Raw genomic sequence first — 18,941 nt, 5'->3', positions numbered from 1 at the left:
TGACTTCGTTTCTCAGGAATTGAGAGCGGCGGAAGACCCGGAATTTGAAACCTTCTACACTAAAAATATTCTGCTTAACGAAGGTCTGAGAGCTTGGATGGCTCCCCAAGACCAACCCCACGAAAACTTTATCTTCCCTGAAGAAGTATTACCTCGCGGTAACGCTCTCTAAAGATGGCAAGAAAATTTACTGATTAGAGGGAAGGGTGAAGTTAAATCACCCTTCTTTTTTGTTGATTAAGGCACTTCAAGCACTACTACTCAATTTCTGGATACCCCTGTAAGATAAACTAGAGAATTTCTTGGAGATAAAGACAATGTTTCGCCAAATTTTATTATCTAGTCTCGGTTTATTGCTAATTTATCCCCTAGGGAGCGAGCCAGCAGCGGCCAGAACCATGAGAATTAATTGTGAAAGTCAAAGCGGTCGCACTACTCGCTGTCCCGTCAATGCTCGATGGGCCCAGGTGAGATTAACCCGCACTCGCTCCGCTGCTCCCTGTGAGGGTAATTGGGATTTCCAAAACGGCAATATTGTGGTCAGAAATGGTTGTCGGGGCGAGTTTGAGGTACGCATGGACGACCATCACGGTAATGTTGGTGGCGGTTGGGAAGGTAATGTTTATGAAGAATTTCGCCTCCCCAATATCGGTCGTTTTGTCGTTGATCGCCGCAGTTATTATGATAGTGGCAGAATTAGAGAATTTGATGCGATCGTTAATGGCAGTCGCGAGCGTTGGTGGGCCAATTGTCGTGGTGGCGAACTCGGCAGCGGTAGTCGTCGCATCCGCTCATCCCGAGAAATCGATCGAGTAGTGGACTTTGTTTGTGAGGATCGGGGTTAAATATAGAAACCAAAACTCTATCTAAAACCTTGTAAAGTTACTTATTTATATAGCTAGATAGCTAAAATGAGTAACTTTTGCCGAAGATAGATTTTAAGAACGTTATCAGGTAAGCTAAGATGCACTTTAACCGCCTATCCTTAGATTACCTGAATTTCTCCCAATCTCTTGACTTGCCTCGAACAGTAGCTTGAGAAAACTAAAATCCTTAAGATAGCTGCTGTAAGAAACCCGTTTTCTTGATCTGCTGCTACAATTCAAGTAGATTGGAGGAAAATATATGGAGCCGGCAAACACCTTAGATGCTCTAATGCTCAAAACTATCATCAAGGAAAGCGTCCGCGAAGTTATGCGGGAAGAATGGTTTAAATTCTTCGAGATGCTGATTCCCTATGTTGATGATATAGAACAGGCTGACATAGAAGCAAACTTTAATCCTGTTGATTACAAAGACGATGGCTTCGTTGATATTACAGACTGGTTTAATCGTGAAGATCAGGATCAGTAGATCAGCCAATAAATTTTTGGAGAAACTAGATGCCAATAGCCGAAAATCTGTTTTGACTAAAATTGGTATTCTCAAAACCTGCCTTGAAACTCAAAACGTTTATCCCCCTGAAGAACTTGATATCAAAAAACTTAAAGGTGAGTTGAAAGGATTCTCCAGAATTCCCGTTGGCAAAATGCGAGTTATTTTTGAAATCGGCAAGGAGACAGACGAAATCTTTATTTATGAGATTAACTTTAGAGGCAATATTTACGATTAACTAAGCGATTAGCAACGTTCGCATTTACCAATTATTTTCGATACTTCTTTCCGCAGCCATCTAACTTTCATGAGTTAATTTAGCAAATACTGCTTCTTCTTCGTCAGCAAAGTCTCTAACTTCAACTTGAGCAACTGATTTTTTAATTTTCTCGCCGGCAGCCAGAATAATCACCTAGACTTCTGACATAATTAACTTTTGAGAGTTCAAAAATGGGAAAAATAGGGATGAAGTTGCCTAAAATCTCTTTATGCCTAGTTCTCATGACTACTGACTACTGGCTCCTCTCTCTGAGGATTACCGGTCACTGATTACTGATTACTGATTACTGATTAGAGAATACCTGCGTTAGAAAGACCGAGAACCAGTCCCGCACCGAGAATATGGCCAAAACTCATGGTAGCCAATAATTCCGGCAGACCGAAGCTTTTTTTCGAGGCTAACTGCGGTAAGGGTAAAGCAGGGCCGGCCCCGGTATTTTGGATGGCAAAATAACCGATAACGAACGCTACTAGGTTAGCTAACGTCATGGTAATGCCGACGGATAAATTCCAGGGAATGGTTTGAGCGGTGGCTAAAAGTAAGGTGGAAGGGATCATTTGCGCTCCAGTCTTGATAAGATTTTGTTAATCACAGGGAATTATAAAAAGCTCTTGACCCGAAACTGCTTTTTGTTTGAATACTTAACAGTTTTTGTAAAGTTTTGTGAATAAGATTAAATGCGAATTAAAATTTGCGGCATTACCCAACCAGACCAAGGACAAGCGATCGCTAATTTAGGAGCTACGGCCTTAGGTTTTATCCTCGTACCGAGTTCGCCTCGTTACGTCAAAATCGAGCAAATTAACGCCATTATCGCCGCAATACCCGACAAAATTGATTTTATCGGGGTTTTTGCCGACGAGCAACCGGAAATTATTCAGCAAATAATTGTTAAAACCCCCTTGACAAGTGTGCAGTTACATGGTAAGGAATCTCCCGAATATTGCCAAAGGTTGCGGCAATTATTACCCGACCGGGAAATTATCAAAGCTTTGCGGATCAAAGACAGAGAAAGTTGGGAAAAGTCGGCAATTTACTTCAATAGCGTCGATACTTTACTTTTAGATGCCTACCATCCCCAATTGCTCGGCGGTACGGGACATACCTTAGACTGGCAAGCCTTAGCCAGTTTTTCGCCCCCCTTGCCCTGGTTTCTGGCCGGAGGACTCAACCCCGATAATATTAGTGAAGCTTTAACTCGGCTGCACCCCCAGGGTATTGATGTCTCTAGCGGCGTTGAGCGATCGCCTGGTGATAAAGACATCAAAAAAGTCGCCCTCTTGTTAGAGCGACTGCAAACATTCAGTGATCAGTGATCAGTTAGAAGGTTTTGGGTGTTGGGGTTTTAGTTGAATTCCCCCATTTCCCTGACTAGAAGAAATTGGGTTTATGACGGATCAGGTTAAGATACTCCTCGCGGGTTTTCTGCTCGTCTTGGAAGACTCCTAACATGGCGCTGGTGACAGTCCAGGATCCCGGTTTCTGCACCCCGCGCATTACCATGCACATATGGGTTGCTTCCATGACGACCGCAACCCCTTGGGGTTCAAGAATTTCTTGAATCGCTTCGGCAATCTGACGGGTGAGGCGCTCTTGCACCTGTAAACGACGGGAATACATTTCCACAATGCGGGCCAATTTACTTAATCCGACCACCTTTTGGTTAGGAATATAGGCAACGTGGGCCCGACCCATGAAGGGTAACATATGATGTTCACAGAGACTAAAGAAGTCAATATCGCGCACTAATACCATCTCATTATGACCTTCATCGAAGATCGCACCATTAACGAGGGTTTCTAGGGATTGTTGATAGCCTTGGGTGAGAAACTGCATCGCTTCGGCCACCCGTTTGGGGGTTTTTAATAAACCTTCTCTTTCGGGATCTTCCCCCACCGAGATCAGGATATTTCTGACCGCATCCATCATCTGTTCTTTGTTTTCGTCGGAAGTTGGATGAATTTGAGCGGTTTTGCCATTGTGGGTGTTGCGATCAGGGCGACTGGTTACGCGTGCTTGGATAGCGTCGGTTAGATTACCGTTTAAACCGTTAGAAGAAGCTATGGTCATAATGAGGATGCCTGTAGGCGAATTGATTGATAAATAGAAGTATTTTGGGTTATAATGCCCCCGCACTGGGCATAATGGTCATCGTTTCCACTACGGCCTGTTTGGGCAGTAACACCGCTTGCAGAATGGCCTGAGCGATGATATCCGGGGTTAACATGGCCGAGCGATCGAAATCTGCTTTGACGCTATCGCTGTCCCAGATGGGAGTATTGACAGCCCCGGGAGTGATAATCGTGACGCGAATGGCGTTAGCCCGCTCCTCGATCGCTAAAATGCGAGAAAATGCCACTAATCCCGCTTTGCTGACACTATAGGCCCCCCAATCAGGGAAGAAATTATCGGCGGCGATCGAGGAAACGTTAACGATCGTGCCTCCCCCCTGTTGACGCATGGCAGGTAAAATTCCTTGCACACACTGATAAACACTGGTTAAATTGAGATCGATCACCCGCTGCCAGTCTGACAAAGGTGTGTCGGCCAAGGAGTTGGTGTAACCCATGCCAGCATTATTGATCAGGATATCGATCGGTCCGGATTCTTGGGCGATTTTAGCGATACTAGGAGCTACTTCCAGGATATCTGCCAAATCTAAGGGGTAAGCTTGGGCTGATACGCCTAAATCTGCCGCCATTCCCGCCACGGTTGCCAATCTTTGCTGATCGCGACCGATTAAAACCAGATTAATTCCCGCCTTGGCGAAAGCGAGGGCGGTTTCCTTGCCGATGCCGCTGCCGGCTCCGGTGATCAGCGCTCGCTGTTGACGAATAACAGAGTTCATGGTATAGTTTGAAATCTCTTAATTCTTGGTAGTTAGGGCAAAATTTTGGCGGTCAGGGGAACCCTAGAAAAGTTTAAGGGAATTGGGTTGGATCGGAGCAATTTTTCTCGCACCAAAACTGCTGCGGCCACCCCAGGCGGGGGGAAGCATTGACTATCGGGTAGGTTCAAGATTAAGAATCGTTACAAAATTTTACCTAGCCAATTATAGCACTGTTAAGTCAGGGATCACTAATTTTTGTGTATATTCAGATAGATATCTAACCAGCGAGGGAAAAAAGCGGACTGGTGGGCGAGAATTCTTGAGGCTGTCTTTGCCCGAAACTCCCTTTCCCCGCGCTCAAAACTACTCACCGGAGGAGATGGCAGCGCTGGGTTGAGTGCGATTGACAATCACCACTCGATCGCCGATAACGGGACTTCTAGCGAGGAGAATTCCCTCGTTATCCTTCATTTCCAAGCGCCGAAAATCGAGACTTTGGCAACGTTGAAAAACCGAATTAGCCAATTTATCCTGTTGTGATGCCTCCAGACTATACCAATTATCGCCCAAAATAACTACTAGACGACTAGCCAAAAAATCTGCCTCTACGGTAGAAATAATACCGGCGGGATAACGAGTAGTTAAATCGGTAATTTCCTCTTGAATGGCTGCGACTAAACTTTGTTCGGGAGTTAATCGCGGTTTTGCTTTGGTAATCGGGACGGGAATCGGTGCCTCTGGTGCGATTAATTCTGGGGGAGTTTCGATAATTTCCCTAGCTGCCGGGGAGGGACTAGAGACAACTTCAGGCATATTTTCGGCAATTTCCGCCGGATTTTTCGGTAAACTGACCACAGCTACTAATAGGATAGTGACTAAACTTCCTGTTAACAAGCCGGTGATTAACCAATCGGGAATTTTTTCGCTAATTCCCCCGGGTAAAAGTCGGCGAATTTTGTTCAAAATTGCCGTCCACCACCCTTCCACCTGCTCGAAATCTGGTAAAATATCGTCGATTCCCTCCGCTGCTTCGATGGGAGAATCTGGGGTTAAACTTTGCTCAACTCCTGCGAATTCATCTGGTTTTAAAGCAGCGGCTAACTGTTGCGTTGAGTTAAGAAGATTATCAACAGCAACTTTTGGGGGTAACACTGTCCCCGTTCCCGTGTTAAGTTGGGAAACGATCGAATTTAACTGCTCGATCGCCTCTTGTAGTCGGATCACTGTTTCTGCTTGGCTGAAATTCTCTCGCTCATTTGGTTGAGTCATAATCTTTCTTAACCCGCTGCCATTCTTTTTCAAAATATCATTCTATGCGCCGTTTTCTCGGTTTTTTAACCAGTATTTTCCTTGTCTTCCTGACTGCTTGTGGTAGTGTCGCTCCCCCGCAAGAATTTGCCCCTGACGGAGAAATCGTCGCCAAAGCCCTTTTATTACAATTTCGTCACACATCCGATCGCCTTAGTCAATCTTTACAGATCGATGATCCGCAGGTAAAAATTGCTAAAATTAATGTCACCAGTCTGGAACCGCTTTATGTGGGCAAGTTACCCGCTTATCACTTGCAGGGAGATTACGATCTAACTCTACAATTGCCCCATCAAAAAGATACCAAACAACACAACAATTTTGATCTTTATTTACAAAGACAGATCGAGGGGAAAACTTGGCGTTTACTGGAAGAAGTTGCCTCACAATGGCGCAGCTATTTAGTCAAATAACCGGAAAAAGCCCGGGGATTTTGCTAAGTAGCTGGTTATAATTAAATTGAAGATAGATTTTGGGTTCGATCCCCCCTGCCCCCCTTGATAAGGGGGGTGCCGATAGGCGGGGGGATCTACCCTTGATAAGGGGGGTGCCGATAGGCGGGGGGATCTACCCTTGATAAGGGGGGTGCCGATAGGCGGGGGGATCTACCTTAGCAATGACAATCCTCAAAGGGAAAATTTAGCGATTATGATTACCTGTCCTCGTTGTCAACACAAGGTCGATAGTCAAGCCTTACAATGTCCCTACTGTTCTAATATTTTAAAGGCCTATGGTCATCCCGGCATGACCCTGCATCAAACTGTCACGGGCGAGTTTTTATGTGAAACCTGTCTTTATCATGGCGATGATAGCTGTAATTTTCCCCAACGTCCCTACGCTACCAGCTGCACTTTATACAAAAATAGCCAAATAATAGCCGAAAAAATTCCTCCTCTCCCTCTTCCTAGGGTTTTTAAAAATTGGTGTCTCAGAAATAAGGGATTATTGCTATTATTAACCCTGATTTTGGGCAGTATTGCCTTGGCTTTTATAAACTCACGTCGTTAATTTTTTTGCTGGCGATCAAGCCTTGATATAAATCTAGATCGAACCAGAAAGTTGTGCCAATTCCCACTTCACTAATCAAATTAATTTGACTATAGTGTTTTTCGATAATATTTTTAACGATCGATAATCCTAATCCCGTCCCTTCTAGAGTATGAACGCGATTTTCTACCCGATAGAATCGATCAAATATGGCACTTTGATCCTCGGCATCGATGCCAATACCAGTATCGGATACTTCCACGCGAATTTTGACAGTTTCTTGGGGATTATCTCTGCTTATTTTATAGGCACGAATCACGACTTTACCGCCGGCAGGAGTAAATTTTAGGGAGTTACCGACTAGATTAGTTAATACCTGTAAAAGTAGATCATAGTGGCCTAAAATTGGTAGTAAATTGGCTTCAATTTCCGAGCTTAATTCTAGTCCTTTATCCCTAGCATTGAGTTGATATGTTCTCAGGGTTTGTTCGATTAATTGTCCGATATCGAGCGCATCTAAGTTATAGTTACGCGAGGATTCTAACCGAGAAAGATCGAGAACATCATTAACTAAACGAGTTAAGCGATCGGTTTCATGGTTAGCGGTTTCTAAAAACTCTCTTTTTTCTGTATCGCTGAGATCCTCACCAAATTCTGTCAGGGTTTCAATGAAAGATTTGATGTTAAATAAAGGGGTTCTTAACTCATGGGAAACATTGCTAATAAATTGACTTTTTGCCTCATTTAATTCTGTTTCTCTGGTGATATCCTGTAGCGTCATGGCAATTCCCCGAACATTTTCCCGATACTGATCGAATACCTGAGTTAACAAAATGCGAATTGTGCAGGGTTTCGGGTAAGTTAAAGATAATCTAAATTCCGCTGGGGCATAGTTATTATTTTCCTGATTAATAACAGCATTTTTCTGATTTTGATTAGCGGTTTCTTCATTCTGGAGTGGTTCTCCCGCGGCAATTTGATAGAGGGGTTTAGTTAGTTTAACCGTTAATTCCGAGGGAAAAAGATGTAGAACATTTTGTCCAATAATTTCCCGATCTTCCCAGCCAAATATTTCCCGAGCTGCGGGATTAATTAATAATAATTGAAAATTAGTATCTAAGAGAATTGCTCCATCAGCAATAGTGGACATTAACGTATCTAATTTGGCTTTTTCGGCGGTCATTTCTTCGATATTTTGTTCTTCGTATCGTTCTAACTTTTCCGCCATTTCATTAAAACTGAGAATTAATTCTCCTAACTCTCCTCCCAGGGGTAAATCAACGCGCTGCTTAAAATTTCCTGCTGCAATATTTTTGACCCCGACTAATAACTCCTTGATCGGTTTGGTGATAGTTAAAGCATTAAAAACCGCCCCGAGAATCACCATAGCCCAGATCGAGACAAAAACGGCAATAGTCACATCACGGGTTAGATTAGAAGAAGCCACCACAATAGCGTTAGGATTGATCCCGATCGCTAATACTCCCAAATATTTGCCCTCATGATTTAAGGGAACAAAGACATCGGTTACTTCACCGTCGGGGGTTTTGTGCTGACGGATGAGGGGAGTTTCCCCATTTTCGCCATAATTTTCCGGTAATTGAATGCGACGCTCGATCGTCAGGGAGTTCTTAACTTCGGCGGTAGAATAGGGAATACCGAAAAATATTTCACCCTCCTCGTTAGCGTAGATCAAATAACGAACACTGGAGGTACTACTATAAAAACGGGCTGAAAAACGGGCTAAATCGGTTAAATTGTCCTCAGCAATCAGAGGGGAGACATTAGCGGCTAATAACAGCCCTAAATCCCGGCCAAAACGGGTATCATTGAGACGGACATCCTGCTGGATCGTGTTAACCGCCCAAAAGGTTAAACCACTCATCAACAAAGAAACGGCTAAAGTAGCCGCGGCCATTAATTTAGTTTGGAGAGTGAATTCGGACCACCAACGGGCGATCGCTTCTCGGAGAATGAGCAGAAAATTAAACACGGTTAGGCAGGATTAATCGGTGTTCTTGAGGAGTCTATCGCTCAAATCGCGGGTTAACACGATCATCTTAACTCATTATTAAGCTGGTAGCGGTTAAGCTGGCAGCAATCTCACCTAAGTCTCCGAGAAAGTCAAGAAGTGTCCAAAAGCGCCAAGAGTTCTAATTTTAGCTACCCCCGGTGCCTCTGTGGTGTAAATGCTGAACACACCTAAATTTTGCCGTTGACTAGAGGTTTCGATCGCTGGTTTTAAGATTTGATTTTTGATCACATTTCTGGCTGCCACTGGTAAAGAATCGATCGAGTCACAGAGACTGATTTTCTCGCAAGCGATTTTGTCGGCATGAGCGAGAAGTTTTTCCGAGGCGTATTCGCTGTAAAGTTCTTGGGGTGGATTGGTAAATCCCATAATCCCCGCTACCACCCCCAATGAGATCGCTCCCTTGAAGAAATTACCCCCCATAGCTACTTAGCTCCTTGATTTTGTCTTCTCCACTCTATTTTGACAAGACATTTTCGATCCGGCTAGGGAGCGGTGTTAACTTCTTAAACCAATACCGGGTGCATAGCACTCTAGTACATTTCCCGTGAGACTGCAACTAATTAACAGATAATCACAGTGAGAACAGGCGGTGCTAACGAGATGGTGTTCTAAAATATGCTGTCTTTCGGCAAAATTTCCACAATTAGGACAGCGTACTTGTTGCAGGGTGATCATAGCAAACCTCATTAATTAGTTATCTTCTGTATATAAAGCTAGTTTTTCTTGATCCCAATGGGTTTAAGCCTATTTTTTCCTTGATCCCCATTATGGAGTCGCTAATCTGATCTTGCTAGTAATTTTTACTAAACTTTGCAATTTTTCTGGAAAATTTTAATAATTTCTTTCTGGTGTTTTTTACCGTGATCGGATATGTGTCGGTAATTTTGGGGAAGAGAAAACCAGTAAGTGAACTCTTAAACTGCCGATCCTTACTGCTATAATTACGGCTGAGATTATTGATTATCCTATGAAGTATGCTCTGGTTCACGAGTGGTTAACCCCAAAGGCGACGGGGGGATCGGAATTAGTGGTTAAGGAGATTTTACAATGTCTAGAGGCGGATTTATACGCTTTGGTCGATTTTGAGTCCACTAATCCCGATAGTTATCTCTATGGTCGCTCGATCGGGACAACTTTTCTGCAAAACTTCCCGAAAGCGAGAAATGGCGTACAAAAATACTTACCTTTTCTTCCTCTAGCGATCGAGCAGTTAAATTTAGAGGATTATGATGTAATTTTATCCTCCTCCCATTGTGTGGCTAAAGGGGTTTTAATTCGACCGGATCAGGTGCACATTTGTTATTGTCACACTCCGATGCGTTATGCTTGGGATTTAACTTTTGACTATCTGGCTAATAGTAAGTTAGGACAGGGATTACCCGGTATTTTCACCCGTTATCTCTTGCATGGGTTGCGTCAGTGGGATGTGATTTCTGCTAATCGTGTGGACTATTTTCTGGCTAATTCCCACCACACCGCTAGACGAATTTGGCGCTGTTATCGACGGGAGGCAAAAGTTATTTATCCTCCCGTACAAATCGAGCGTTTTTCCTACCAAGAGAAAAAAGAAGATTTTTATTTAGTAGTCTCTCGTTTGGTTAGTTATAAAAAAGTCTCTTTAATTGTGGAAGCGTTTAATCAATTGGGATTACCCCTAGTAGTTATTGGAGATGGTCCACAAATGGCTTTAATTCGTCAGTTAGCCAAGGATAATATTCAGATTTTAGGTGCAGTTTCTGATCGAATGGTAGCAGAATATATGTCGAAAGCAAAAGCGTTTATTTATGCTGCTTGTGAGGATTTTGGTATTGCTTTAGTGGAAGCGCAAGCTTGTGGTACTCCCGTGATTGCATTTGCTGCCGGAGGTGCTTTAGAAACCGTGCGAGATCTGCGGGAAAATTCTCCCCAGGGAACAGGATTACTTTTTGGGGAACAAAATCCCCAATCCTTGCAGGAAGCGGTTAAATATTTTGTCGATCATGCGGATAAAATTGACCCAGAAAATTGTCGGCAACAGGCTAATAGATTTACTCCTGAAATCTTTCAAAGTAACTATAGTTTATTTGTCGAGGAACATTCAATATCTAAAAATTATTGCTAACTTTAATTAGAGCAGTTATCTTAATGGAGAGCTAGGAAGTTTTCGTTTTAGGGAGTCGGTCATCGGTCGTTGATAACAAATTAGGTTACACTTTATTTTGATGAGAAACGTTGTAAAAGAGGGCGAATGCAATTCGCCCCTACAATAATATTATTTCCCCAATGGTGGGGGTGCATCACCTGCGCCCAAAATGTAATACTATGGATATTTCTCTAAAGTGGAGATGTAGCCAACGCTGATAGCTTACCGTGGTGATTGTGATGACAGAAAAGCGAGGATTATAGCCGTGCCTTGGAATCGAGTTAATCAATGGGTAGAAAGACGCTCTTTAGTGGCCTTAGAATCAGCTTATCAGAGAGCGCTGAAAATTAAAGCGATCGAAGATAAACATTTTGGGGGACAAAAAATTTCCCCGGCTGCCGTGGGAGGAAAAAGTGTTTATGATTACTTTCAAAGTACCCTAGAGCGAGAATTATTACAGATACGTTTCGATTTAACTCAAGTGCGTCTGGGTAATTTTTTTAATCCGCAAACTAACCCAGAAAATAATAACATCCTAGAGACTTTAAAGGTGATCGAGGATATTATCGGTAAATATCGCCTAGACTTAGAGGAATTGCTGCCCCCATTACCGAATAATCAAACCCCAAATCTGCCTAATGCCAATCTCACCAGTGATACCTCCAGAGATAAAAATAACCAGGCAATTTCTCCTACAACCGGTAATAAATTTTTTAACTTCCAGCAAGAATTAACCCCAGAATACGAACAAACCGTTATTAAACAACTCCGTACCCTGCGACAACAGCAACGTATTGCTATTCGTTTTATCCTGATTATTATTTTAGTTCCTCTCTTGGTGCAGGTTATTAGTAGAAACTTCGTCTTTAGCCCTATTTTAAACTATTTTGGTGTGGATAGAGCGAAAATATCAGAAGTTTATATTTCTCAGGAAATTGGCGAAAAATATCTCAGGGAATTTGCTAGACTTCAAGAAATTGAAGAAATCAAGCAGGTTTTAGGAGTAGCAAAAGTAGGGCAAGAATCAGAAGAAACCTTTCAGGAACAGGTACAGGAATTATTTAAAGAAGCGGGTTATGAAAGTCAAGATGGGTGGAAAAATCTTCTCTCCGATATTACTGGATTAATAGCCTTTATTGCTATCTTAATTTTGGGTCGTCAACAATTGACAATTACACGAGCTTATGTTAGTCGTTATTTTCTCAGCTTAAATGATATCACCAAAGCCTTTATCTTTATTCTTTTTACCGATATATTTGTCGGGTTTCACTCGGCGGAGGGTTGGACGGTAATCTTAGAAACTTTGTTCCGGCACTTTGGTTGGCGGGAAAATATTACATTTATTAGCTTGTTTGTGGCCACTGTTCCCGTTATCCTAGATACCATCTTTAAACTATTAATATTTAACTATCTGACTCGCAAATCTCCCACCGCGGCGACTATCCTAGAAAAAATGAACCAGTAACGCCCTATGATCCTTAGCATTGCCGATACCTTCATTAAAAGACCCGTTCTGACCACAGTTTGCTCGATTTTAATCGTTTTGATCGGGGCGATCGCTATTCCCTTTTTACCCCTAGAAAAACTGCCCCAGTTGGCATTTATTCAGGTAGCGGTAAATGCCAACTATTTGGGAACCGACGCCAAAACCGTACAGGATAACGTTACCACGGTACTCGATCGCCAGATTAACGGGACAGAACAGATTGTTTATATGCAGTCCCAGAGTACCAACACCGGACAAAGTACGGTGAATGTCTATTTCCCAGTAGAAATGGATCGTAACATTGCCCAAGTCTTGGTACAAAACCGTGTCAGTACCGCCGCCGCTAGTTTACCGGAAGAAGTGAACCGGCAGGGGGTGACAACCAATACCCAATCCCCCAGCGTTACCCTTGCCTACGGGATTTCCGCAAAACCGGACGAAAAGGGCAATTATCCCTACGATACGGTCTTTTTAAGTAACTTTGTCGATCGGGTCATCGATGCCGAGATTCGCCGGATCGAGGGGGTTGGTAGTACAACAATCATCGGGGAGAGGGAATACGCCCTACGTTTTTGGCTTAATCCTGATGCCTTAGCCGCTAGGGGTCTATCGGCGGCCGAAGTAGTACAGGCAATCCGAGAACAGAATATTCAGGTGGGTGCAGGGACAATTGGCGGTGATCCCAGTCCCGAGGATCAGCAATTCCAGATCGCCATTCGCGCCGTTGGTAGGGTTGCCACCGGGGAGGAAGCGGAAAATATCGTCGTCAAAGTGGGGGAAAATGGCGATTTAATCCGAATTAAAGACGTAGGACGCGCAGAAATCGGAGCCGAAAACTACAGTACCGCCGCCTATTTCGACAAATCCCCCGCCGTTGTTTATATCGTCTATCAGTTACCCGGTTCCAACGCTTGGAATACTGCCAAACTGGTAAAAGAAAAAATGGCGGAACTAGAACCAAGTTTCCCCCCGGGTTTAAATATCGCCATTACCCTCGATAATACGGCTTTCGTAGCCGCTTCCCTGGAAGAAGCCTTTGGCACCCTGGTGGAGGCGATTTTACTGGTTATTCTCGTCATTTTTATCTTCCTTCAGGACTGGCGCACCACGATCATTCCGGCGATCGCTATTCCCGTATCTTTGATCGGAACCATGGCCGTCGCCCTGGCTTTAGGCTATTCTCTCAATAACCTCTCCTTGTTTGCCGTCATTCTAGCCACTGGTTTAGTGGTGGACGACGGCATCGTGATCGTAGAAGCGGTATCGGAAAAATTACGGCAGGGAATGCGGCCATTTCAAGCTGCCCTTGATGCCATGGGCGAGTTAACCTCGGCGGTTATCGCTAGTTCTCTTGTACTGCTGGCAGTTTTTATCCCCGTCACCTTCTTCCCCGGTACGGTGGGGATCGTTTATCGACAATTTGCCGTCATCATCTCCGCTTCAATTATCATCTCCACCTTTAACGCCCTCAGTTTTTCCCCCACCATGTCGGCGATTATCATGAAACCGCCCCAACGCACCCGCGGACCCTTGGGACTGTTTTTCGAGGGCTTTAATCGGGGTTTCAACGCAGTTAAAGAGGGCTATCGACGCTCGATCGAATTTCTGATCCGCATCCGTTTTTTAGTGTTACCCTTCTTTATCGCCGCCCTCTTTCTCACAGCTTGGAGTTATAGCACCACTCCCCAGGGTTTTATCCCCGAAGAAGACCAAGGTTATGCCTTCGTTTTGGTGCAAGCACCCGCCGGGGTTTCCTTGCGCTACACCGACCGGGTTATCCGTCAGATTAACGAAGAAATTCTCGACGGTATCGAAGAAATCGAACACTTTGTCGGTATGGCGGGCTTTAGTTTTGCCGGAACTGGCAGCAACCAAGGACTATTTTTTGTCAAGTTAAAAGAATGGTCGGAACGGCCCGGCGAAGATAAGTCGGTTTTCGGGGTTCTGCGGAAAATTAACCAACAATTAGCCACTAAAGTCCCAGATGCTCGCGCTTTCGCCGTTAATGCGCCCCCCGTGGATGGATTAAGTTCTACTGGCGGTTTCGAGTTATTTATCCAAAACCGCGCTTCTTTCCCCATGGACGCTTTGATTGCCAACGCTAATAACGTCATGGCCGAGGCCCGAACAAGACCGGAATTATCGGGAATTTTCACCCAATTTACCACCGACACGCCGATGCTGGAACTTTCCATCAATCGCAACCAGCTACAGGCGCAAAACGTCGATATGCAGGCCGTTTTCGGAACCCTGCAAACCTATCTCGGTTCCAACTTCGTCAACCAATTCGTCTTAGGCGATCGCTTGTATCGAGTCTTTGCCCAAGCAGAAGCGGATTATCGTTCTAATCCCGAAGATATTAACCGTCTTTACGTCCGTTCCCGTACCGGGGCCAATATTCCCCTATCCGGTTTAATTAGCGTCAAACGCTTCACCTATCCACCGATTATCACTAACTTTAACCTCTATCCCTCGATTAACGTTCAGGGTAGTCCCGCTCCCGGTTTTAGTACGGGACAGGCGATCGCAGTGATGGAAGATGTTTGTCGGAAAGTCCTGCAGCCCGGTTTCGGTTACGCTTGGACGGGTACGGCTTTCCAAGAAAAAACTTCCGCTGGGGCAGCCCCAGTTATCTTCGGATTAGCCTTTATCGTGGTTTTCCTCGTCCTTGCGGCCCAGTACGAAAGCTACATTGACCCGATTATCATCATGATTACGGTTCCCCTAGCGATCCTAGGTGCCATGGGGGCCTTACTGTTGCGGGCGAATTTCCTACAAGTGGGTAGTCTCTTCCCGGCGGTGAATAATAATATCTATGCTCAGGTGGCTTTGGTCATGTTGATCGGTTTAGCGGCTAAAAATGCGATTTTAATCGTGGAATTCGCTAACCAGTCCCGTACTTTGGGTTTAAGTATTCCCGATGCGGCAGCCCGGGCCTCGACGGAACGCTTAAGACCAATTCTGATGACGGCTATTTCCGGTTTAGTCGGTTTCTTGCCCTTGGTTATCGCTTCCGGCGCCGGGGCGATGAGTCGTTGGTCCCTGGGAACTGCAATCCTAGGCGGTTATCTGATTTCGACGGTGTTGAGTTTATTTCTCGTCCCGGTGTTGTATGTGCTGATCAAACAGTTCGAGGCCCGATTCCTCTCCTCGAAACCCCCCAAAGATGGCGGTTCTGGCAATAGTAAAACTCCCTCTCTCGGTGGCGAAAGAAATACATCAGAAACCCCCATAGAAGAAGGGGCTATTTCCTCTTTGAAAATCTCTCCTCAGTCCCCGAATGACTAGGGTGTTAGGAGACTTTTTCAGTGATAACTGATAACTGATAACTGATAACTGAAAATAATGAGTCTAGAATCCACTGCTAACGAAGCGATCGCTCACAATTTAGAGCAATTCCTGCTAGTTTTGACCATTTCCTTGAGTGTCGCCACTTTATCGAGAACCGTTGCCTTCCTCCGCAAAATTCCCTACACCCTGCTGTTAGTTATTGTCGGTATGGGTTTAGCTTTTTTAGATTTGCGTCTAGTTAATCTTTCTCCGGAATTAATTCTGGAAATTTTTCTGCCTCCCCTCCTTTTTGAAGCCGCTTGGAATATTCCTTGGGCTAAATTAAAGGAATATTGGCTTACTATCGTCCTTTTTGCCGTTATCGGGGTGATTATCTCCGTTTTGGGAGTCGCCTATCCCTTACATATTTTTGCCAATTTACCCCTATCGATCGCGTTTCTGTTGGGGGCTGCCCTAGCTGCCACCGATCCCGTCTCTGTAATTGCCCTATTTAAAGAATTGGGGGCCAGTAAAAAACTGACGATCCTGATGGAAGGGGAAAGTCTCTTTAATGATGGGGTCGCTGTGGTCGCTTTCGTCCTCTTGGTGGGGATTCCCTTGGGAGTCGATACCTTTTCCATACCCGTGACGATCGCTCGTTTCTGCACCTTTGTGGGGATTGGCATCGGTGTGGGTTGCGTGATCGGTTTCGGCATTTCCTACCTTACCCAACGCTTTGATCTGCCTTTTGTGGAACAGTCTCTGACTCTAGTTTCTGCCTATGGAACCTATCTCGTCACGGAAAAATTAGGCGGATCTGGTGTGATTGGGGTGGTAATTGTCGGGATTATTCTCGGTAATCTCGGTTCGCGCATTGGTATGAGTCCCCGCACGCGCCTAGTAGTTAGCGAATTTTGGGAATTTATCGCCTTTTTTGTCAATTCCATCATCTTTTTACTGATCGGTGATCAAACCCGTTTTGAGAGTCTCGGCAGTCACTTAAGCGGGATTTTAATAGCGATCGCCGCTATGGTGGTTTCCCGTTTGCTGTCCATTTTTGGACTAGGGGGAATTAGTAACCTAATTACGGGTAATAAGATCAATTTTAAGGAAAGAACGGTGTTATGGTGGGGAGGATTGCGCGGTTCGGTTTCGATCGCCCTAGCGTTAAGTGTTCCTACGTCTATCCCCTACCGTCAAGAAATTATTGACGTGGTTTTTGGGGTGGTTTTATTTACTTTATTGGTGCAAGGATTATCTATACAATGGCTATTAAATGCCCTCAATCTTATCGGTGATCAACCGATTCGCGCCGAATATTCGGCCTTAATTGCTCGTCAAATTGCTTTAACTAGGGTGTCTAATTATCTACAACAACCAGAACGTTTTCCCGATATCGATCCCGAATTTTATCGCTATAAAAAAACTATGGTGGAAGGACAATTAAAGTCCTTGGGCGATCAGTTGCAAAAATTACTAGAGGAACACCCACAATTAAAAGATGTGGTAGCCGAACAATTTCAAGATACTTTACTTGATATCGAAGCTAATACCTACGCAGAATTAATTCGAGCTGGTCGTTTAAATGAAAATCTCGTTCCCCTTTTAGTGGAGGTAGAAGAAGAAAAAGAGATGGTTTAATGATCAAGTCATGGAAAATCAAAGAATTTTTGCTAAAAATTGCTGAGTTCGATCGGATTGAGGATGATTAAAAAATTCTGCTGGGGGGGCAATTTCCAAAATTACACCCTGATCCATAAATACCACTCGATCGGCCACTTCTCGCGCAAATCCTACCTCGTGGGTGACACAAACCATGGTCATCCCTGATTTGGCTAAACTTTGCATCGTTTCCAAGACTTCTCGCACCATTTCTGGGTCTAAAGCTGAGGTGGGTTCATCGAATAACATCACCTTTGGCTGCATGGCTAAAGCGCGAACGATCGCCACCCGCTGCTGTTGTCCTCCCGATAACTGAGGGGGATATTTAAGCGCTTGTTCGAGAATACCGACTTTTTCGAGGAGTTTTCTGGCTATTTCCTCCGCTTGCGCTTTTTTCCAACCGCGCACCCACATGGGACCAAGGGTGACATTATCTAATACCGTCAGATGGGGAAAGAGGTTAAATTGTTGAAAAACCATGCCGACTTCCTGACGGATTGCCTCGATATTTTTCAGGTTGTGGGAAACAGTTATCCCGTCAATAATAATGCGGCCTTTTTGATAGGATTCTAACCCGTTAAAAGTGCGAATAAAGGTGGATTTTCCCGAACCGGACGGCCCCATAATCACGACAACTTCCTGTTTATTAACGGTGAGATTGACTCCCCGCAAAGCATGAAAGCGGTTATCATACCATTTTTCCACCGCTTCGGCAATTATAATCGGTTCACTGTTGTGAGATTCCATATTTTTGAGAGTTTATTGATTGTCTGTATCGGGAAACCACTGTTTCTCAAGAATTTGTGTCAGAGAGTAGGGGCAAATTATCGGTAAATTTTTTAATCCTGTCTTTTTTTCGGCAATTAAGCGGGCGTTTTCATAGATATTGTCTAACTCTAGTTCTAGAAATTTGCTTAAATTGGTAGTGAGCTTATCTTCTAATTGTACTCGAAAAGTGATAATCTCTGCCGCCCAATGATTACTATTTCTTTCTCTTTCTGTTGTCCAAAATTGATAGATTAGGAGATGGATTATTATTTGTAAACTTAAACTTTTAACAGCAGTTTTTTCGCTTCGTTCCAAAGCTGCCAACTCCTCGATTAAATGTTCGTAATCTACCCGATCTAACTGACGATTTTTTAATAACTCGATCGTCTCGCTTAACCAGCGATCATACTCCCGTTCATAAAGCTGTTCTAAAGCAAGCATTGTCTTTGATCAAATGGCGACATTATTAAAAATAACCCATTCCCAGAAATGATAGCACAAAATATCCGGATGGCACGGGATTAGTGTAAATATTTGTGAATTAATGATGATGACAGTCAAAAATGCTTGACCCTGAGGTAAAAAAAGGTTAAATTATGGTTAGGCTGAGAACCCACACATCCTAGATAATGAGGCTATCATGGATTTAATCGATAAACTCAAAGCAATTGCCCAAAAAGCTGAGAGGGGGACAAGCGAGCTAGAAGGTAGATAGGGCAAGCGATATCGCTCTTTGTCCTTTGATGTAATCCTTCAACCGATAGCGGCTAATTTGCATTAGCTCTTCTATATTTTTTTGGAACATTTGATGTAGCCCGA

At 44.1% G+C, this 18,941-nt stretch carries 21 protein-coding genes; 11 read left to right on the top strand and 10 right to left on the bottom strand.

The window, feature by feature from the left end:
* The 4 genes from IM473_RS14575 to IM473_RS14560 all read left to right on the top strand — a co-directional run.
* Positions 1 to 172 (top strand): photosystem II protein D2 (locus IM473_RS14575; protein WP_271931852.1); only part of this gene is annotated, 172 nt, incomplete at its 5' end.
* Positions 173 to 317: 145 nt separating this feature from the next.
* Positions 318 to 845 (top strand): DUF3011 domain-containing protein, encoded by a 528-nt coding sequence (locus IM473_RS14570; RefSeq protein WP_066029915.1) that lies wholly within the window; start codon positions 318 to 320, stop codon positions 843 to 845.
* A gap of 280 nt (positions 846 to 1,125) precedes the next feature.
* Positions 1,126 to 1,353: a hypothetical protein gene (locus tag IM473_RS14565; RefSeq protein ID WP_002773466.1), complete on the top strand. Its 228-nt coding sequence runs from the start codon at positions 1,126 to 1,128 to the stop codon at positions 1,351 to 1,353.
* Entirely contained in the window at positions 1,310 to 1,612 is a 303-nt protein-coding gene (locus tag IM473_RS14560; protein WP_353738161.1) for a type II toxin-antitoxin system RelE family toxin, read from the top strand. Before IM473_RS14565 ends, IM473_RS14560 begins: the two co-directional genes overlap by 44 nt.
* 60 nt (positions 1,613 to 1,672) lie before the next feature.
* Here the strand turns inward: IM473_RS14560 and IM473_RS14555 are convergent, their stop codons facing one another.
* Complete coding sequence (locus tag IM473_RS14555) at positions 1,673 to 1,786, bottom strand: hypothetical protein (RefSeq protein ID WP_044000109.1); 114 nt, start codon at positions 1,784 to 1,786, stop codon at positions 1,673 to 1,675.
* A gap of 158 nt (positions 1,787 to 1,944) precedes the next feature.
* The gene (psaK, locus tag IM473_RS14550) at positions 1,945 to 2,211 is read right to left on the bottom strand and encodes a photosystem I reaction center subunit PsaK (RefSeq protein ID WP_002736399.1); all 267 of its coding nucleotides are present in this window, start codon (positions 2,209 to 2,211) and stop codon (positions 1,945 to 1,947) included.
* A 120-nt stretch (positions 2,212 to 2,331) separates the two neighbouring features.
* On the opposite strand from psaK, the gene IM473_RS14545 reads away from it, so the two are divergent.
* Positions 2,332 to 2,970 carry a phosphoribosylanthranilate isomerase gene (locus IM473_RS14545; protein ID WP_287659284.1) on the top strand — a complete coding sequence of 213 codons (639 nt, stop codon included), beginning with the start codon at positions 2,332 to 2,334 and terminating at the stop codon, positions 2,968 to 2,970.
* Positions 2,971 to 3,025: 55 nt separating this feature from the next.
* On the opposite strand, the gene folE is transcribed toward IM473_RS14545, so the two are convergent.
* From folE to IM473_RS14530, 3 genes are all read right to left on the bottom strand, one after another.
* Complete coding sequence (gene folE, locus IM473_RS14540; protein ID WP_287659283.1) at positions 3,026 to 3,724, bottom strand: GTP cyclohydrolase I FolE; 699 nt, start codon at positions 3,722 to 3,724, stop codon at positions 3,026 to 3,028.
* A gap of 49 nt (positions 3,725 to 3,773) precedes the next feature.
* Entirely contained in the window at positions 3,774 to 4,502 is a 729-nt protein-coding gene (locus IM473_RS14535) for an SDR family oxidoreductase (RefSeq protein WP_287659282.1), read from the bottom strand.
* A 345-nt stretch (positions 4,503 to 4,847) separates the two neighbouring features.
* The gene (locus tag IM473_RS14530; RefSeq protein WP_287659281.1) at positions 4,848 to 5,753 is read right to left on the bottom strand and encodes a hypothetical protein; all 906 of its coding nucleotides are present in this window, start codon (positions 5,751 to 5,753) and stop codon (positions 4,848 to 4,850) included.
* Between the two features lie 44 nt (positions 5,754 to 5,797).
* Between IM473_RS14530 and IM473_RS14525 the strand changes: the two genes are divergently transcribed.
* Together IM473_RS14525 and IM473_RS14520 are read left to right on the top strand one after the other, a co-directional pair.
* On the top strand, positions 5,798 to 6,205 hold the full coding sequence (locus IM473_RS14525) for a hypothetical protein (protein ID WP_287659280.1): 408 nt from the start codon (positions 5,798 to 5,800) through the stop codon (positions 6,203 to 6,205).
* Between the two features lie 235 nt (positions 6,206 to 6,440).
* Positions 6,441 to 6,800 (top strand): hypothetical protein, encoded by a 360-nt coding sequence (locus IM473_RS14520; protein WP_287659279.1) that lies wholly within the window; start codon positions 6,441 to 6,443, stop codon positions 6,798 to 6,800.
* Here IM473_RS14520 and nblS read toward each other — a convergent pair.
* The 3 genes from nblS to IM473_RS14505 all read right to left on the bottom strand — a co-directional run bounded on the left by nblS (position 6,781) and on the right by IM473_RS14505 (position 9,489).
* Positions 6,781 to 8,772, bottom strand: a complete 1,992-nt coding sequence (gene nblS / locus IM473_RS14515) for a two-component system sensor histidine kinase NblS (protein ID WP_287659278.1) — start codon at positions 8,770 to 8,772, stop codon at positions 6,781 to 6,783. The genes IM473_RS14520 and nblS overlap by 20 nt on opposite strands.
* A gap of 114 nt (positions 8,773 to 8,886) precedes the next feature.
* On the bottom strand, positions 8,887 to 9,234 hold the full coding sequence (locus IM473_RS14510) for a DUF4359 domain-containing protein (protein ID WP_287659277.1): 348 nt from the start codon (positions 9,232 to 9,234) through the stop codon (positions 8,887 to 8,889).
* Between the two features lie 75 nt (positions 9,235 to 9,309).
* On the bottom strand, positions 9,310 to 9,489 hold the full coding sequence (locus IM473_RS14505; protein ID WP_002798263.1) for a hypothetical protein: 180 nt from the start codon (positions 9,487 to 9,489) through the stop codon (positions 9,310 to 9,312).
* Positions 9,490 to 9,781: 292 nt separating this feature from the next.
* Here IM473_RS14505 and IM473_RS14500 point away from each other — a divergent pair, with 292 nt between their 5' ends.
* The 4 genes from IM473_RS14500 to IM473_RS14485 all read left to right on the top strand — a co-directional run bounded on the left by IM473_RS14500 (position 9,782) and on the right by IM473_RS14485 (position 17,333).
* Positions 9,782 to 10,915 (top strand): glycosyltransferase, encoded by a 1,134-nt coding sequence (locus tag IM473_RS14500; RefSeq protein WP_287659276.1) that lies wholly within the window; start codon positions 9,782 to 9,784, stop codon positions 10,913 to 10,915.
* A 286-nt stretch (positions 10,916 to 11,201) separates the two neighbouring features.
* Entirely contained in the window at positions 11,202 to 12,401 is a 1,200-nt protein-coding gene (locus IM473_RS14495) for a hypothetical protein (RefSeq protein ID WP_287659275.1), read from the top strand.
* 6 nt (positions 12,402 to 12,407) lie between these two features.
* Positions 12,408 to 15,710, top strand: coding sequence for an efflux RND transporter permease subunit (locus tag IM473_RS14490; RefSeq protein ID WP_287659274.1), 3,303 nt, complete (start codon positions 12,408 to 12,410; stop codon positions 15,708 to 15,710).
* Between the two features lie 57 nt (positions 15,711 to 15,767).
* Positions 15,768 to 17,333, top strand: a complete 1,566-nt coding sequence (locus IM473_RS14485; RefSeq protein WP_287659273.1) for a cation:proton antiporter — start codon at positions 15,768 to 15,770, stop codon at positions 17,331 to 17,333.
* A gap of 18 nt (positions 17,334 to 17,351) precedes the next feature.
* On the opposite strand, the gene IM473_RS14480 is transcribed toward IM473_RS14485, so the two are convergent.
* Both IM473_RS14480 and IM473_RS14475 read right to left on the bottom strand, forming a co-directional pair.
* Entirely contained in the window at positions 17,352 to 18,101 is a 750-nt protein-coding gene (locus tag IM473_RS14480; RefSeq protein ID WP_287659272.1) for an amino acid ABC transporter ATP-binding protein, read from the bottom strand.
* A gap of 12 nt (positions 18,102 to 18,113) precedes the next feature.
* Positions 18,114 to 18,563: a DUF29 domain-containing protein gene (locus IM473_RS14475; protein ID WP_287659271.1), complete on the bottom strand. Its 450-nt coding sequence runs from the start codon at positions 18,561 to 18,563 to the stop codon at positions 18,114 to 18,116.
* Positions 18,564 to 18,941: the final 378 nt, after the last annotated feature.

It is taken from the genome of Microcystis sp. M015S2, assembly GCF_020245945.1.
Taxonomy (GTDB): domain Bacteria; phylum Cyanobacteriota; class Cyanobacteriia; order Cyanobacteriales; family Microcystaceae; genus Microcystis.
The sequence above is the reverse complement of the archived record's forward strand: the minus strand, read 5'-3'. Positions and strand labels throughout refer to the sequence as shown.